General features: G+C 71.5%; 15 protein-coding genes. 7 read left to right on the forward strand and 8 right to left on the reverse strand.

The features are described from left to right. A partial coding sequence (locus ABZ910_RS14975) for a transposase (protein WP_361363902.1) occupies positions 1-245 on the forward strand: 245 nt, incomplete at its 5' end. Between the two features lie 209 nt (positions 246-454). Continuing rightward, complete coding sequence (locus ABZ910_RS14980) at positions 455-883, forward strand: hypothetical protein (protein ID WP_361363905.1); 429 nt, start codon at positions 455-457, stop codon at positions 881-883. A gap of 47 nt (positions 884-930) precedes the next feature. On the opposite strand, the gene ABZ910_RS14985 is transcribed toward ABZ910_RS14980, so the two are convergent. Then, positions 931-2,244 (reverse strand): DUF3533 domain-containing protein, encoded by a 1,314-nt coding sequence (locus ABZ910_RS14985; RefSeq protein WP_361363907.1) that lies wholly within the window; start codon positions 2,242-2,244, stop codon positions 931-933. Positions 2,245-2,581: 337 nt separating this feature from the next. Here ABZ910_RS14985 and ABZ910_RS14990 point away from each other — a divergent pair, with 337 nt between their 5' ends. Next, on the forward strand, positions 2,582-3,352 hold the full coding sequence (locus tag ABZ910_RS14990) for a hypothetical protein (protein WP_361363910.1): 771 nt from the start codon (positions 2,582-2,584) through the stop codon (positions 3,350-3,352). Positions 3,353-3,394: 42 nt separating this feature from the next. On the opposite strand, the gene ABZ910_RS14995 is transcribed toward ABZ910_RS14990, so the two are convergent. Further along, entirely contained in the window at positions 3,395-3,787 is a 393-nt protein-coding gene (locus ABZ910_RS14995) for a DUF5997 family protein (RefSeq protein WP_361363912.1), read from the reverse strand. 83 nt (positions 3,788-3,870) lie between these two features. On the opposite strand from ABZ910_RS14995, the gene ABZ910_RS15000 reads away from it, so the two are divergent. Then, entirely contained in the window at positions 3,871-4,644 is a 774-nt protein-coding gene (locus ABZ910_RS15000) for a LysR family substrate-binding domain-containing protein (protein ID WP_361363915.1), read from the forward strand. A 68-nt stretch (positions 4,645-4,712) separates the two neighbouring features. Here the strand turns inward: ABZ910_RS15000 and ABZ910_RS15005 are convergent, their stop codons facing one another. Together ABZ910_RS15005 and ABZ910_RS15010 are read right to left on the reverse strand one after the other, a co-directional pair. Beyond that, positions 4,713-6,137, reverse strand: a complete 1,425-nt coding sequence (locus ABZ910_RS15005) for an MFS transporter (protein WP_361363917.1) — start codon at positions 6,135-6,137, stop codon at positions 4,713-4,715. Between the two features lie 298 nt (positions 6,138-6,435). Next, positions 6,436-6,912: an Lrp/AsnC family transcriptional regulator gene (locus ABZ910_RS15010; RefSeq protein WP_361363920.1), complete on the reverse strand. Its 477-nt coding sequence runs from the start codon at positions 6,910-6,912 to the stop codon at positions 6,436-6,438. 274 nt (positions 6,913-7,186) lie between these two features. Here ABZ910_RS15010 and ABZ910_RS15015 point away from each other — a divergent pair, with 274 nt between their 5' ends. After that, positions 7,187-8,680 (forward strand): FUSC family protein, encoded by a 1,494-nt coding sequence (locus ABZ910_RS15015; RefSeq protein ID WP_361363923.1) that lies wholly within the window; start codon positions 7,187-7,189, stop codon positions 8,678-8,680. A 212-nt stretch (positions 8,681-8,892) separates the two neighbouring features. Then, on the forward strand, positions 8,893-9,939 hold the full coding sequence (locus ABZ910_RS15020; protein ID WP_361363926.1) for a lactonase family protein: 1,047 nt from the start codon (positions 8,893-8,895) through the stop codon (positions 9,937-9,939). A 110-nt stretch (positions 9,940-10,049) separates the two neighbouring features. Here the strand turns inward: ABZ910_RS15020 and ABZ910_RS15025 are convergent, their stop codons facing one another. Further along, on the reverse strand, positions 10,050-10,973 hold the full coding sequence (locus ABZ910_RS15025) for a hypothetical protein (RefSeq protein WP_361363928.1): 924 nt from the start codon (positions 10,971-10,973) through the stop codon (positions 10,050-10,052). A 181-nt stretch (positions 10,974-11,154) separates the two neighbouring features. Then, positions 11,155-12,153 (reverse strand): BadF/BadG/BcrA/BcrD ATPase family protein, encoded by a 999-nt coding sequence (locus ABZ910_RS15030; RefSeq protein ID WP_361363931.1) that lies wholly within the window; start codon positions 12,151-12,153, stop codon positions 11,155-11,157. A gap of 95 nt (positions 12,154-12,248) precedes the next feature. On the opposite strand from ABZ910_RS15030, the gene ABZ910_RS15035 reads away from it, so the two are divergent. Further along, complete coding sequence (locus tag ABZ910_RS15035) at positions 12,249-12,926, forward strand: uracil-DNA glycosylase (RefSeq protein WP_361363933.1); 678 nt, start codon at positions 12,249-12,251, stop codon at positions 12,924-12,926. A 157-nt stretch (positions 12,927-13,083) separates the two neighbouring features. On the opposite strand, the gene aroA is transcribed toward ABZ910_RS15035, so the two are convergent. Together aroA and ABZ910_RS15045 are read right to left on the reverse strand one after the other, a co-directional pair. Continuing rightward, the gene (gene aroA, locus ABZ910_RS15040) at positions 13,084-14,397 is read right to left on the reverse strand and encodes a 3-phosphoshikimate 1-carboxyvinyltransferase (RefSeq protein ID WP_361363936.1); all 1,314 of its coding nucleotides are present in this window, start codon (positions 14,395-14,397) and stop codon (positions 13,084-13,086) included. A gap of 44 nt (positions 14,398-14,441) precedes the next feature. After that, entirely contained in the window at positions 14,442-15,740 is a 1,299-nt protein-coding gene (locus ABZ910_RS15045; RefSeq protein ID WP_361363939.1) for a hypothetical protein, read from the reverse strand. Positions 15,741-15,742: the final 2 nt, after the last annotated feature.

Consider the following 15,742-nt stretch of genomic DNA (forward strand, 5'->3'; position numbering starts at 1 on the left):
CCATGCGGCAGCTGATCGCCGCCCGATTATGGCTGACCGTCTACCAACTTCCGCCATACGCTCCCGAATTCAACCCCGTCGAGGGCGTGTGGTCGTACCTGAAGAGGTCACTGGCCAACCTCACCAAACACAGCCTCGACCAGCTCACCGCATTGGTGAAGACGCGCCTGAAACGGATGCAGTACCGGCCCCACCTCATCGAGGGCCTCATCGCCAAGACCGGGCTCGACCTCCAACCGCCGTAACCTCAGCCGTTGAAGATCTCTAGACGGGTTGGCGCCATCTGTCAAGTCACGAGATTCCGGGCCATGACACCGCCGGCGAGCCAGGGCTTAATTGAGGCATGAAGTCAAACGGACTTCAGGGGAACAGCTTCCGTAGTTGAAACGGATTACGGAATTGAGGGCAACCTCAAGTGTTCCGATTAAGCCTTTCTTTCTGGAGGAGAATTATCATGGCCGGCACTATCGTGAAGCGCATGGCGCTGCTGACCGCTTCGACCGCTCTGGCTGCCGGAGGTGCCCTTCTGCCCTCCACCGCCTTCGCGGCCCCGGCACCCACGGGTGTTCATGCGATGAAGCAGATGCACGGCCAGCATGGCTGGCATGGCCACCACGGCAAGCACAAGGGTGGCGTCAAGATCATCATCATCAATAACAACAACAACAATAATAACAATGGGGGCGGTGCAAACAACAACAACAATAACAACAACAACGGCGGCGGTGGCGCGAACAACAACAACAATAACAACAACGGCGGTGGCGGAGCGAACAACAACAACAATAACAACAACAACGGCGGTGGCGGAGCGAACAACAACAACAATAACAACAACAACGGCGGTGGCGGAGCGAACAACAACAATAACAACAACAACTGAAATCCCTGTCCGGCCGGGTGGCTGCAGCCACCCGGCCGGACAGCGCGTCAAGCGGGCCGTGGCGTAGAGCGCCTGAGGCCCGCGCGGTCGTAGTAGGACGTCATCGCGAAGCCGAAGATCAGCGAGATCGCCCCGCCGATCGCCATCATCGTCCAGGCGCGGTCGAGGCCGGCGTCCCCACGTGCGTCGAAGTAGAGGATCGCGCGGACTCCGTCGCTGAGTTGACGCATCGGTTCGAAGATCGAGAGGAAGCGGTAGAAGCCGGGAAGCGCCTCCAGCGGAACGGTCGCACCCGACGACGGCAGGCCCAGGGCGATGAACGCGAACATGGAGACGAGCTGCCCGATCCCACCGAAGGCGGCGTTGATGGCCTGTACGGCCACGCCGACGGCGAGGACGGCGCAGTAGGAGTAGATCCACAGCAGCCCCGGGTGGCTCGCGTCCATCCCGAGGACCACGACACAGACCACCATGATCAGCGAGGCGCTGATGACGCTGATGCCCGCGGTCATCAGCAGTTTCAGCAGCAGGGTCTGCGTCCGGTTGATGAGGACCGTGGGCCTGCGGCTGTGCCAGGGGCCCAGCTCCACGTCCGCATAGCCGAGGCCGCCGTCGACGCTGGAGTGGAGCAGGTTGCCGCCCAGGAAGCCGGCCAGGACGAGCAGCAGTGTGTAGTAGAAGGCGCTCAGTCCGAGCCCGCTGTTGTTGCCGATCGGGTAGCCGACCTTGGTGTCGATCCGCACCGGGTCGGCGAGCAGCAGCCGGGTCGTGGAGTCGGCGCCGTTCCTCGCGGCGGCCGCGGTGAGCTGCTTGCCGATGTTCCGCGAGGCCTGCTGGGCGACGGTCGTACTGATCTGGCTGGAGATCGAGGAGCCGAGGCTGCCCTTACCGGGGTTGGTGAGCACCGTGAGGGTCGGGCTGGTGTGGGCGTGGGTCGTGGTGAGGGCGGCGACCGACTGCGTGAAGTCCGCCGGGATGACGAGTGCCCCGTAGACCTTGCCGGAGGCCATCTGGTTCTGGGCCTGGGCGCGGGTCGCCGGCCGCCATACGGCCGCGGTGCCCGACGTGTTCGATACGACGGCCCGTGCGAGCTGCGTGCCCAGATTCTGACGCTGCCCCGGGAGGGGGTTGCCCCTGTCGCCGTTGACCAAGGCGATGGGCAGGTCGCGCAGATGGCGGTTCGGGTTGACGATTCCGCCCATGTAGAGCAGGGACAGAAACAGGGCGAGCAGCGTGGTGAGGATCGTGGGCATCAACCACAGCTTGGGGCGGCCCAGGAGCGCGACGGCGCCTGACCGGGGGCCGGTACCGGACGCCGATCCCTCGGCGTTGGATTCCTCGTCGGTTCTCTCGTCGGTCATGGTTGATCAGCATGGGCGCAGGCTCGGTGGAGGCTTCCCCGCCTCGCCGCGCCTGCCGTGAATTCACGGTCATGAATTGTTTGCGCGAGGTGGCCGGAATCTGTCATGCCCCGTCAACTCCGCGCGCCCCAGGGTAAGTTGAGCACTTCAGCATCAGGAGTCACGAGCACGTTGCCGGTCACCGGCACGCTGCTCGACCCGGGAGCGAGGATCTGCTCGGGGACATCGACATCCTGGCAGCCGTGGCCGAACTCGGCGGCTACCGGGCTCAGGACGACCTCATCCGCGGCACGATTCCGGCCGACGCGATCACACGACTGGAGGGCTGATCAAACCCATGGGCTTCGACTCGTACCACTGGCGGGAGTACTCCCTTCCCGACCCTCAACTCGCCGAGCACCGCGCGAGACTGGCGTCCGGCAGGGGTGGGCCCGACGACTTCCTCGCCCTCCTGCACGGTGGCGATCCGGTGGCCGTCGGAGTGGCCTTCGACCAGTACAAGGAAGAGGAGGCGCTCACCAGGTTCGGTGGTTCTCACCCCTACGGCGAGCACGGCGATGCCGTGCGGGACATGGCCCGCCAGGTGCTGGCGCAGCCGCCGCACCCGGCGGAGGAGGAAGACGCGGACGACGCAGGGCTCAACCACGCCAGTGCCCTGCTGGTACTCGCTCATCTCGCCACGGGCGACGACAGCGACCGCATCGCCGACATCCTGCGGAGCCGGCCGTCCTCGGCGGTCATGGGCGCAGTCGGTCGGGCCGCCGCTTGCGCGCTCATGGAATCGAGCGACCTCAACGACAACCTCGTCGACGCGCTGAGCGAGGTACTCCTGGACGAGGCGAGAGGCATGCGGGAGCGGCTCGGCGCCTTCTCGTACGTGAAGGGCGAAAGGGTCGCGGGCGTCCTCGCGCGCGCCGCACACACCGCGGACGAGAAGGTGCAGGCCGAAGCCGTCGTGATTCTCGCGACGCACCACCTGACCACCCATGGGAACGTCGTCGAAGAGGTGACGGCCTCCTGGTCGCACCAGCCCTCTCGTCTTCAGGCGCGCATCCTGCGTGACCTGGACGCTCGATGCCACCGATCAGTTGGAGATCGCGGCGCCTGACCGCGACTACGAGACCATCCCGAGGCGTGCCGGGCGGGGACGTCAGTCCTGCTTGGCGTCCTTCTCCCGCTTCAGCTTCTTCAGCCGGGCACCTTCCTTGCGAACCTCGGCCTGGGTGGCGCGCTCCTTCTGGAGCCACTCCGGCTGGTCCTGCTTCAGCGCCTCGATCTGCTCGGTGGTGAGCGCCTCGGTGACCCCGCCGCGCGCCAGACCCGCGATGGACACGCCCAGCTTCTCCGCGACCACCGGACGCGGGTGGGGGCCGTTGGCACGCAGCTCCCGCAGCCACTCGGGCGGATCGGCCTGCAGCCGGCCCAGCTCGGCGCGCGTGACGACACTCTCCTGGAACTCGGCGGGGGTGGCGGGGAGGTACACGCCCAGCTTCTTCGCCGCGGTCGCGGGCTTCATCGTCTGGGCGCTCTGGTGGGACTTCATGCGGTCAAGGGTATCGGCCGGCCACCGGGCCGTTGACCACGGCCGACTACGGGTCATCCGGCCGCGGCCGGTAGCCTGGCCTGGTGACAGGCTCGGATGAATCACCGTCGTTCCGGCTCGCGTACGTTCCCGGAGTGACCCCCGCCAAGTGGGCGCGGATCTGGAACGAGCGCCTGCCCGACATCTCGCTCACCCTCATGCAGGTCCCGGTGACCGGGGCCTTCGACGTGCTGCGCGGAGGCGAGGCCGACGCGGGGTTCGTACGGCTGCCGGTGGACCGTACGTTCTTCAGCGCGATCCCCCTCTACACCGAGACGACCGTGGTCGTCGTCCCCAAGGACCACGTGATCACGGCGGCCGACGAGGTGACCCTCGAAGACCTCGCCGACGAGGTCCTCTTCCACCCCCTCGACGACGTCTTCGACTGGGACAGCCCGCCCGGGGAGCCCGCCTTCGAGCGGCCCGCGACGACGGAGGACGCCATCGAACTCGTCGCGGCGGGCGTCGGCCTGCTCGTCGTCCCTCAGTCGCTGGCCCGCCTCTACCATCGCCGGGACCTCACCTACCGGCCGGTCGTGGACGCCCCTCAGTCGAGCGTCGCCCTGACCTGGCCCGAAGAGGCCACCACCGATCTGGTCGAGGACTTCATCGGCATCGTCCGCGGCCGCACGGTCAACAGCACCCGCGGCCGCGCCGGTGCCAAGTCCGCGGAGACCCAGGCGAAGCGCAAGAGCCCCGAGAAGGCCGCCACCCGGCAGAACGCCACCGCGGGCAGGCCGACGAGTCGCAGCTCCCGGGGCCGTACGGGCGGAACCCCGAAGGGCGCCAAGCGAGGCAAGCCGCGACGACGGTCGTAGGAAGTCGGCGGTCTTAAGGAACCGGCGGTCGTAGGGGCAGGCCCTCCCGGTTCTGTCGGCCACGCCGCTCAGGCGATCGTCGTACCGTCCCGCAGGTCGGCGACGGCCAGGGTCAGCGCGGCCAGGACGAAGAGCAGCGAGGTCGCGAAGCCCAGCTGGAGCGCGCCGGAGGTGCGGCCGTGGTTGGCGAGGTGCGCGAAGTACACCGCCCCCACGGCGGCGATCCCGGCCGCCGACCCGATCCGCTGCCCGGTCTGCAGCACACCGCCGGCCGCCCCCGCGCGGCGCACCGGCACCCGGGACAGCGTGAGCGTGGTGTTGGGGGAGACGGTCAGGCCCGAGCCGATCCCGGCGATGAGCAGGGGCAGGGCCGCGGCCCACCCCACGCCGCGGTCCGGCACCAGATGTACGGCCGCTATCGCCCCCAGGATTCCCAGCGCCACGCAGCCCAGCCCGAGGACGACCAGCCCACGGCCGTAGCGGACGACCAGCCGGCCCCCGACCAGGGCGGCGACCGCCGATCCCACCGCGAACGGCATGGCGGCCGTTCCGGCGGCGAGCGCGCTGTAGCCCAGGCTGTTCTGCAGGAACAGCGTGTACACGAAGAAGACCGAGGTGAAGCCGGCGAAGTACACGAGACTCAGCAGCGCCCCCAGCGTGAACGACCGCCGGGCGAACAGCCTCAGGTCGACCAGCGGCCCGCGCCGCAGCCGCCCCTGCCGCCCCTCCCAGGCCCAGAACGCCAGCAGCAGCCCGACGGCCACGGGGACCAGCGCCCACTTGCTCCGCCCGGGCCAGGCCTGTTCCTGCACCAGGGGCAGCATCAGCGCCAGCGCACCGGAGCCGAGCAGCAGCACGCCCGGTACGTCGAAGCCCTCCTCCGGATCCTTGCGCGGCACCGAGTTCGGCAGCAGGCGCAGCGCGGCGACGAACACCGCGAGACCGATCGGCAGATTGACGTAGAACACCCAGCGCCAGCTGCCGGACGCCTCGATCAGCAGGCCGCCCGCCAGTGGGCCGACCGCCGTGGAGACGGCGACGACGCTGCCGAACGCGCCGAACGCGCGGGCCCGTTCGGCGCCCTGGAACATCTGCTGGATCAGGCCCGAACTCTGAGGCGCGACCATGCCCCCGGCGATGCCCTGGAGCAGCCGGAACACCACCAGCCACGTGCCCGTCGGAGCCAGCCCGCAGGCCGCCGAGGCCAGCGTGAACAGCGCGACCCCGGTCAGGAAGGTCTCCCTGCGGCCCCGCAGATCGCCCAGCCGCCCGGCGGGGACCAGGACCAGGCCGTACGTGAGGGCGTAACCGGACACCACCCAGGACAGGTCCGCCTGGGGGGCGTGCAGCCCGCGCTCCATCGAGGGCAGCGCCACGTTCACGATCGACGTGTCGAGCAGGGTCATGAAACCCGCCGTCAGACAGACGACGAGCGCCTTCCAGCGCCGGCGGTCGGTGGCGGGGTGCGATTGCTGTGCCTCGACCGTGGTCATGGGGCCTCGAGGCGGCAGGGCCGCTGCCCGTCCGGCTCCGTGAGCGCGGCGGCGCGGCAGGACAGCTCGGGCTGCCGGTGCAGGTGGATCGGAGTGGGCATGCGGCTCACCTTCCTGTGCTGTCCTGCGACCACCGTAGGAACAGACACCTGGCCGCGCTCGCCGTGGTGCGTCGGGGCGGTGGCGCGGGACGCGGCCGTCCGGCCGCGGCTCCGTCGTACGGCTGGATTCGCGCACGCATACGGCCGGTTTCGCGAAGGCCGGGCCGCTTTGGTCCTTTCGGGTGCCGATGCCCGCGCTATCCGCGTGCCGCCCGGCCGACCGACTCCACCAGCGGCAGCAGCCGGTGCGCGACGCGCTGGCGCAGGGCCATCTCCGTGCGGGTGCGTACCACCCCCGGCAGGCTGATCAGCTTCTGGATGACGTCCTCCAGGTGCGCGGCGTCGCGCGCCACGACCCGGGCCAGCAGATCCCCGCCGCCCGTGATCGAGAAGGCCTCCACGATCTCCGGTACGCCGGCCAGCGCGTCGCCGACGTCGTCGAGGTGACCCTGGGTGACCTCGATGTGCACGAACGCCAGCACCGGGTGGCCGAGCGCGGCGGGGGAGAGTGAGGGGCCCGTACCGGTGATCACGCCGTCCCGTTCGAGGCGGTCCAGGCGGGCCTGGAGGGTGCCGCGGGCGACGCCGAGGATGCGGGCGTACTCGCGCATGCTGGTGTGCGGCTGCTCCAACAGCAGCCGCAGGATGCGGGTGTCGAGCTCGTCCACGGCCATGGGTGCTCCGGCCTCCCTTGCTTCGGCGATCAGTGAGGACTGTACCAATGGCTCAGCGAGGTGTGCCGGGCGAATATCGCCTGACCTGGTCCGTTGGTCCTTAGGAGGGTCGGCGAGGTGGCCGCACTCTGTGCCAATGGCCCAGTGACGCGGGCGACACTTGAGCCAGAGACGGCACGGATGCTGTGATGGGCACGTCGATGGCGCTGCGGATACCGCGGCGCCTTTTGTATGTCGGGGTCCCTGTGCCGGGGGCCAGAGGGGGCGGGTATCTGTGGTGAAGAGGGCGTTCGTGGCTCCGGACCCGGGGCGGTTGCGGTTGCGCTTCGCCGCGCGGGCGGTCCTGGGTATCGGTGCGGCGGTGGTCGTGTGCGGTCTGACGGGGCAGTCCCTCGTCGGCATGGTCATCGGCGGTCTCGCCGCGCTGCTCGCCCTGTTCACCGTCGCCGACGCCACGGTCCGCGGGCAGGCGGTCACCACCGCGCTGCTGCCCGTCGTGGGCCTGCCGGTGCTCGCCGTGGCGGCCGGGCTGCACGACCGTCCCGTGGCCCGGGACCTGGCGTTCCTCGCCGTGGTCGGAGCGGGCGTGTACGCGCGCCGCTGGGGGCCGCGCGGCCACAGCCTCGGCGTCTTCGCCTTCATGACCTTCTTCGCGGCCCAGTTCCTGCACGCCACGGCGGGACAACTACCCGAGCTGCACGCCGCCGTCCTGCTGTCCGTGCTCACCGCGGCGGCGGTGCGCTTCGGACTGTGGTGCTACGAGCGCGGGTTGCCGCAGTCCGCCGCGCCCGCCCCGTCCGGCGGCGGCACCGGCCTCGCCCGCGTGACCACCCGGCAGGCGATCCAGGCGACCGCCGGCGCGGGCGTCGCTCTCGTGGTGGGCCAGCTGGTGTCCGGGCAGCGCTGGTACTGGGCCGTCGGCGCCACCTGGTGGATCTTCGTGAACACCGCCTCGCGCGGTGAGACGCTGGTGCGCGGCTTCCGCCGCATCCTGGGCACCGTCATCGGTATCGGCCTGGGCCTGCTGATCGCCGTCCCGCTGCACGGGGCGCCGGTCGCCACCGCGGTGCTGGTCGCCGTGTCCGTCTTCGGGATCTTCTACACGGCCGCCGTGTCCTACACCTGGATGATGCTCTGGGTGACCCTGCTCGCTGAGTTTCTCTACGGTCTCTTCGGCGTCCTGAGTCCCGGCCTGCTCGCCCTGCGGCTCGTGGAGACCGGCATCGGCGCCCTCGGTGCCGCCCTGGCCGTCCTGCTCGTGCTGCCCGTCACCACCCACCTCACCACCGACGCCTGGATCCAGCGCGCCCTGCGCTGCGTCCACGCCTGCACCGCGGAGGCCACCGCCCGGCTGAACGGCTCGACGACGGCCGACCCGGCGGCACGCGCGGCCGAACTCGAGCAGCTGCTCGGCCGGGTACGGCTCTCGGTCGCACCGCTGGTCCACCCGCTGAACCCGCTGCTCGGCCGCAAGCGCCGCGCCCGTCGGGTCCTGGTCCTGCTCGACGCCTGCGCGAGCGAGATCCGCGGCCTGCTCGCCGTCGCCGCCGACCCGGAGGCCTCCCACGACGCCAGCCTGGCCGCCGCCTGTTGGCGCGTGGAGGCGGCGGTCGAGGCCCTCACGGAGGGCGGCAGTGAGCACATCACCAGCCCCGTCGAGCCCCCGGCGGAGCCGGCCCTGGCCCACTTGCACGGCCTCGAGCGCGCCTTGGCCGACCTGGCTGAGCCGCTGCGTACTCCGCCGGTGGGGTCGCGCGTGGCGGCGTGAGCCCCTCATATCCGGGACCCGGCCAGCCGACATGGAGCGGCGTCTTGGTCTAGACCGTCCGTGACCGACTGCTACCGTCGGGCCGACCGGACGAGGGCGGTCGCGGGCGGTCCGCAGCAGGCCGGACAGGGCGCGGGCCGGACCAGGACGGAGCGGACCACACCGGGACGTGACCGGGCTCGGAGCGAGACGAGAGACGAGAGGGGACAGCCGTGGCAGACGGCGGCAGGCGGCGCAGGGCGTTCATCGGGTCGTTCACGGCGGCGGGCGGGCCCGGTCTCGTGACGGCCGCCGTGCACCCGGACAGCGGGGCGCTGGCCCTGCGCGGCAGGTTGGACGGTGTGCCCGATCCGTCGTATCTGGCCCTGTCGGCCGGTGGGGACACGTTGTACGCCGTCAGCGAGACGGCCGACGGTGCGGTGGCCGCGTACCGGGTGAACGGCGACAAGCTGGAGCCCGCCGGGCCGCCCGTGCCGGTCGGCGCCAGCGGCCCCACCCACCTCAGCCTGCATGCCGGGCACGTCCTCACCGCCAACTACGGCTCCGGGAGCGTCACCGCCGTGCCCCTGCGCGCCGACGGCAGCCTCGCGCGCGCCCCCTCCGGCCTGCACCAGCACACCGGCTCGGGCCCGCACGAGCGCCGCCAGCGCGGCCCGCACGCCCACCAGGTGCAGCCCGATCCCAGCGGCCGCTGGCTCGTGAGCGTCGACCTCGGTACGGACTCCGTGCGGGTGTGCACGCTGGACCGGGGCACGCCCGCGCTGCACCGCGAGGTCGCTCTCCGCCCCGGTTCCGGCCCCCGCCACCTGGCCTTCCATCCGGACGGCGCCCACGCCTACGTCGTCAACGAACTCACCCCGACCGTCACCGTGTGCCGCTGGGACGCCGAGACCGGTTCGCTGAAGCCGCTCACCGAGACTCAGGTCCTGCCGGGGGCTCCGGCCGGTGACGCCTACTCCTCCGGCATCGTCGTCTCACCCGACGGCCGCTTCGTGTGGACCGCGACCCGCGGCGAGGACGTCCTGTCCGTGTTCGCCGTCGAGGGAGAGGGACTGCGGCTCACCGGGACCGTGCCCTGCGGCGGTCACTGGCCGCGTGCGCTGGCCGAGTCCGGCGGCTTCCTCTACGCGGCCAATGAGCGTTCCGGCGACGTGTCCTGGTTCGCGATCGACCCCGGGACGGGGATGCCGCGCTACGAGGGAAGCGTGGGCGTGCCGGCCGCTTCCTGCGTCGTCTTCGACACCGTCGCCGCCGAATAGGCCGACGCCGTATCGAGGCGGGCGCGGTCTCGGCCGAGCCCGTCCGGCACGGCGAAGGGCCCGCTCCTGCTGTGGGAGCGGGCCCTGTGTCGTACGAGTGCCGTGGTGCGTCAGTGAACCGGGGTGCCCTGCGGCTGCTGCGGGGCGATGCCGAGCGCCGTCGTGTACTTGGCCAGGGCGAGCTTGCCGATCGCGGGGTACGCGCCGAGCGCCTCGGCGGTCGTGCAGTCCACCTCCGAAGCGGCAGCCTCCAGCAGGCCCTCCTCGATCTCGGGGCCGATCAGGTAGGGCGCCAGCGCCAGCTGCTCCGAACCCGAGGCGCGCAGCTGCTCGGCGACGGACGCGATCGCACCGTCCTGGTCCAGGGCCGCCGCCATCACCGGCACGGCGAGCCGCGCGGCGAGCAGCATGCCGGTGATCCCGGCCGCCTGCACGGCCTCGTCCCCGCCGACGGAGGCGAGGATGATGCCGTCCGCCGCGGTCGCCACGGTGAACAGCCGGGCGCGGTCGGCGCGGGCCAGGCCTGCCTCGGACAGTCGTACGTGCAGGCCTTCCGCGAGCAGCGGGTGCGGGCCGAGGACGTCGGTGAGTTCCGCGGCGACCCGGCTGTCCATGACGGCCTGGCGGACGCGGCGCAGCAGCGCGCTGTCCGGGCCGGCGAGCAGCGGGACGACGACCGCGACCGGGCCGTCCGGCTCCTTCGCCTCGACACCGGCGGCGAGGGCCTGCTCATAGCGGGCGGTGCGCTCCTCGGCGGCGTGCGCGAGCACGGCCCGGAGGGTGGGGAACTCCTCGTCGTCCCCGTCCAGGTAGCCGATCCTGGCGTCCAGGCCGGGCAGCTCGGAGCGGGCGATGCTCACGACCTCTTCGGCAAGACTGCGCGTGGCGGCGCTGGGGATGCCCGGCACCGCGAGAACAAGCGCGGGCGCGCCGTCGGGCGCCACCAGCGGTTCGGGGCGGCGGTGCCGTCCCGGCTGGCGGGGGCGCGGCATTCGTACTGGCAGGCCGGACGCGGGCCCAGTGGGGGAGCTCATGGCGCCGCATGTTACTGGCTCAGTGTGCTCCCCTGTTCGGGGAGGGTGCAGGTGAGCGGTATCCGTCCGGTTTTGTCTGATGAGTTGCGCGCCGATCAGAACCGATCAGCACCCTTGTCGGACACTTCACACGTCACCCTCCGGATGTCGGACACGTCCGGAATCAAGGGGATCATTTGGGTCAAGTGCCTTTTGTGGCTTGCATGTACAGCATCGTCTTGTCGTCCTGGGGCAGAGCGAGCCGCCGCCCGGCCGCCAGATCCGTCGCGAGCCGGACCGCACCGTGCAGCGGATCGCCCTCGGCCGGCACCCGCCGCGCGTGCGGCAGCCGTCGCCCCAACTCCTCGTCCAGTGGTACGAGAAGAGGGTCGCCCAGCTTGAACAGGCCGCCGGTGAGGGCGACCTGGGGTTCTCCGGCCGGCGGGCACACCGCGGCCGCGGACTCGGCGATGTGCCGGGCGGCCGTACGCAGGATGCCGGCCGCGACCGGATCGCGCGGGGCACAGACAGCGACCCCGGGGGCGAAGGAGGCCAGCACGGCGGGGCGGTCGGAGCGCGGGTAGAGCAGTCCCGGCAGCCCCGGCATCGGGCCGAACCGCTCCTCGGCGCATGCCAGCAGCGGGGCCGAGCCGCCGTCGCGCCCGTCATGGGCCCGCAGCGCCGCCTCCAGCCCGGCCCGCCCGATCCACGCCCCGCCGCCGCAGTCGCCCAGCAGATGGCCCCAGCCGTCGGCCCGGCGCCAGCTCGTCAGGTCCGTGCCGATCGCGATCAGCCCCGTACCGGCAGCGACCACCGCGCCGGGGCGCGGTCCGAGGGCGCCCAGGTAGGCCGTGACGGCGTCGGCGGCGAGCGCGACCGTCCGCACGCCCAGGTCCCGCGCCAGGGCACCCGGCACCTCGGCGCGCAGGGCCTCGCCCAGGGTGGCGAACCCGGCGGCGCCCACGACGGCCGTGTCCAGCCCGCTCACCCCGGCCTCGGCGGTCAACGCACGGGCCAGCGGCAGGAGTTGCTCCAGCAGGTGCTCCGGGTCGATCCCGCCCGCACTCGTGCGCACCGGCACCGGCGACTCCCCCTCGGCCGATGGCCCGTGTCCCGGTACGCCGACGACGACCCGAAGCCCGGAGCCCCCCGAGTCGACGGCGAGGAAGCCGGGCGGATCGTGGCGCGGTGGCGTGATCACCGGAGGAAGGGTAGTACCCGCCGGCGCCCTTGCGTAGGGGCCGGAGGGCTGCTCCCGGTACGGGTTGTCGGTGGCGGCCACTAGAGTGACGCAGCGTGGCACCACGACCCTTGCATGAACTAGTTGAGGCCGGCTGGGCGAAGGCCCTGGAACCGGTGGCCGGACGCATCGCGGGCATGGGGGACTTCCTGCGCGCCGAGGTGGCGGCCGGCCGGACGTATCTCCCGTCGGGAGCGAACGTCCTGCGGGCGTTTCAGCAGCCCTTCGACGACGTACGGGTTCTGATCGTCGGCCAGGACCCGTACCCGACGCCGGGCATGGCGATCGGCCTGAGCTTCGCGGTCGCGCCCGAAGTGCGGTCGCTGCCCGGCAGCCTGGAGAACATCTACCGGGAGCTCAACGCGGATCTCGGCCTGCCCAGGCCCTCCAACGGCGATCTCACCCCGTGGACCCGCCAGGGTGTGCTGCTGCTCAACAGGGCGCTGACCACGGCACCTCGCAAGCCCGGTGCACATCGGGGCAAGGGCTGGGAGGAGGTCACCGAGCAGGCCATCCGCACGCTCGCCGCACGCGGAAAGCCCCTGGTGTCCATCCTGTGGGGCCGCGACGCCCGTAACCTGCGTCCGCTGCTGGGCGACTATCCGGCGATCGAGTCGGCGCATCCCTCGCCCATGTCGGCGGACCGCGGCTTCTTCGGCTCACGCCCGTTCAGCCGCGCCAACGAGCTCCTCGAACGGCAAGGGGCCGAGCCGGTGGACTGGCGACTGCCGTAGAACTACCGGAATCCGTGGATCTCCTCGGACCCGTAGGACTCACGCTCTCGTAAGGCCCGTACCACTCTTGGCACTTGAGAGACTGCTCGCACCCCCGCCCGGCCTGCCGGCCGTGACAGAGCCAGGCGGAGGTGGGGGCACGAGGCGCGCCAAGGGCTCAGTCGGTCCCGGCGATGTCCGCCCCGAGCGTGCGCAGGTCGTCGAAGAAGCCGCGGTAGGTCTGGCCCACCGACTCCCAGCCGCGCAGGGTGAGTCCGTCGCGGCTGCGGAGCGCCACCGCGGCCATCGCCATGATCACGCTGTGGTCGTGGTGGCCGAAGACCTCGGCGCCGCCGGGGACTTCGCCGGTGCCGTGGATGATGATGGCGTCGCGGCGCTCCTCCACCCGCACGCCCGCGGCGGCGAGTTCGTGGCAGAAGTCGCTGATCCGGTCGCACTCCTTGTAGCGCAGGGTCTCGACGTTGGAGAAGACGCTGGTCCCGGACGCGAAGCAGGCCAGCGCGGCCATCGGCAGAATGCTGTCCGGGCAGGCCGACCCGTCGAGCTCGATCGGCAGCACCCGGTCCGCGCCGTGGCAGACCAGTTCCTCGCCGGCCTGCTCGATACGCACCCCCATCTCGCCCAGGGCCTTGATCATGGCCGCGGTGCCGAGATCGTTGCCCTGGAATCCGCTGACCGTGACCCGCGATCCGGGAACGGCGGCCGCGGCGGCCAGGATTCCGGCGACGCTGGAGGCGTCGCTGGCGATCGTGTGGGTGGCGGCTTGATAGCGCTGACCGCCGTCGATGCGGTACGACAACCAGTCGGAGGCCACCTCGACCCGCACCCCCGACCTGGCCAGCGCGTCGACGGTCGTGGCCACCATCGGGGTCGAGCTCAGCTCGTCCGAGACCTGGATCAGCACGTCCTCGCCGACGAGCGGGGCGAGGAAGAGCAGCCCGGAGAGGAACTGCGAGCTGCGGCGGCCCGACACCCGCACCGTACCGCCGTGCAGTCCCGGACCGCGGCCGACCACCAGCGGGGGACACGCTTCGGCGCCGCGTCCCTCGGCGTCGGCGCCGAACTCGCGCAGCGCGTCGATGAGTTCGTGGTTGCCGCGTCGCCCCAGGGACTCGGGGAAACGGGTGCCGACGGACGTGTGCTCCATCGCGGCGCCGAGGGCGGTGAGCAGCCGCAGCACGATGCCGGAGTTGCCCGCGTCCAGGTCGGCGCGCTCGGGCAGTCGGTGGTCGACGCCGTGCACCCGCCAGGTACGCGCGTCGACCTCCTCGATCCGTCCGCCGAGGCGGCGGCAGGCCTCGGCCATGGCACGGATGTTGTCGCCCGACCCGGCGCCCACGATGGTGGTGGTGCCCGCGGCGAGGGTTCCGCAGAGCAGCGCCCGGACGGTGCCGCTCTTGGCGCCGGGCGGGGTGACGGGGCCGGTCAGCGGGGTGCCGGGCGCGATACGGAGGGAAGGAGGGGTGGTCACCCTGGTTCCTTTCGAGGGGGTCGCGTGCGAGGGGGACACGGGGGTCAGGCCCGGGACGGCGAGACGGACAGCGCGCGGAAACACTGCTCGAAGTCGGCGAAGGACGTGGTCAGGGTGTCGGCGCCCAGGACGTGGACCGGGCGCTCGACCGCCATGGCCGCCAGCGACAGCGCCATGAAGTTGCGGTGGTCGCCGTGACTGTCCACCACGTCCGCCGCAGCGGGCTCCACCCTGTCGCTTGCGAAACCGTCCAGTTGCCCGTCCCGGTGCAGCGGCCGCAGGACCCGGCCCATCCGGGCGAGTTCGTCCAGGACGACCTGGAGCCGGCTGGTCTTGTGGTGCTGGATGTGACGGGCGTTCGTCAGCGACATCCCGGCCGGCAGACTGGACGCGATCGCGGCGAGGGCCGGCACCAGGGTGGGGATGTCCGAGGCGTCGACGACGACTCGGTCGGCCGGTGCCGGACCCGAGGTGATCCGCAGCGCCGTCCCCTGCTGGCTGAGCCGGACCCCGAGCCGGCGGCCCAGGTCCGCGACCGAGTCCAGGAAGGCGTCCTGGCCGAGGACGACGTCCTCGACGAGGAGATCGGCGTCGGCGACGACGGCGGCGGCGACGAAGTAGAACAGCGAGGTGACGTCCGGTCCGATCAGGATGTCCGTGGCCCGGTAGCCGCCCGGCCGGACCTCGATGGTGCGCAGGTCGTCGTCGGTGCCGACCTCGGCGCCGTACCGGGTCATCAGCTCGCGGGTCATGCGCACGTAGTGGTGGCTGACCAGGGTGCCCGGCACACGGATGCGCACCGGCGCGGAGGCGTACGGCGCGGCCAGCATCAGGGCGCTGACGAACTGTGAGGTCTCGTCCGCCGGTATCTCGATGTCGCCTCCGCAGAGCCCGCTGGTCCAGGTGACGACGGGCAGCCCGAGCTCCGGGTCGGCGGGCTCGGCCCTGCTGCCCAGCTCGGCGAGCGCGTCCAGCAGCGGCTGCAGCGGACGCGCGGCCAGTCTGCGATCGCCCGTCAGGACGCACGGCGGCTCCGCGAGGGCCGCGATCGGCAGGAGATGACGCAGTGCGAACCCGGAGCCGGCGACCGGCAGTACGGACGAGGGACGGCGCGGCCATCCGCCGACCCCGTGCACGACGAGGTCCTCACGGCGCTCCGTGACGCGTGCGCCCAGGGCCGTGACCGCGTTGCGCAGCAGCTCGGACTCGGAGCAGACGTTCGGCCGCCGTATCACCGACTCGCCCGTGGCGAGCGCGGCCATCAGCAAGGCCCGCTGGGTGTGCGGCTTCGAGGTGGGGATGCGCACCGAACCACGCAGCACCTTCACACCGTCAGGACTCATCG

The sequence above is a fragment of the Streptomyces sp. NPDC046805 genome (assembly GCF_040645355.1).
GTDB lineage: Bacteria > Actinomycetota > Actinomycetes > Streptomycetales > Streptomycetaceae > Streptomyces.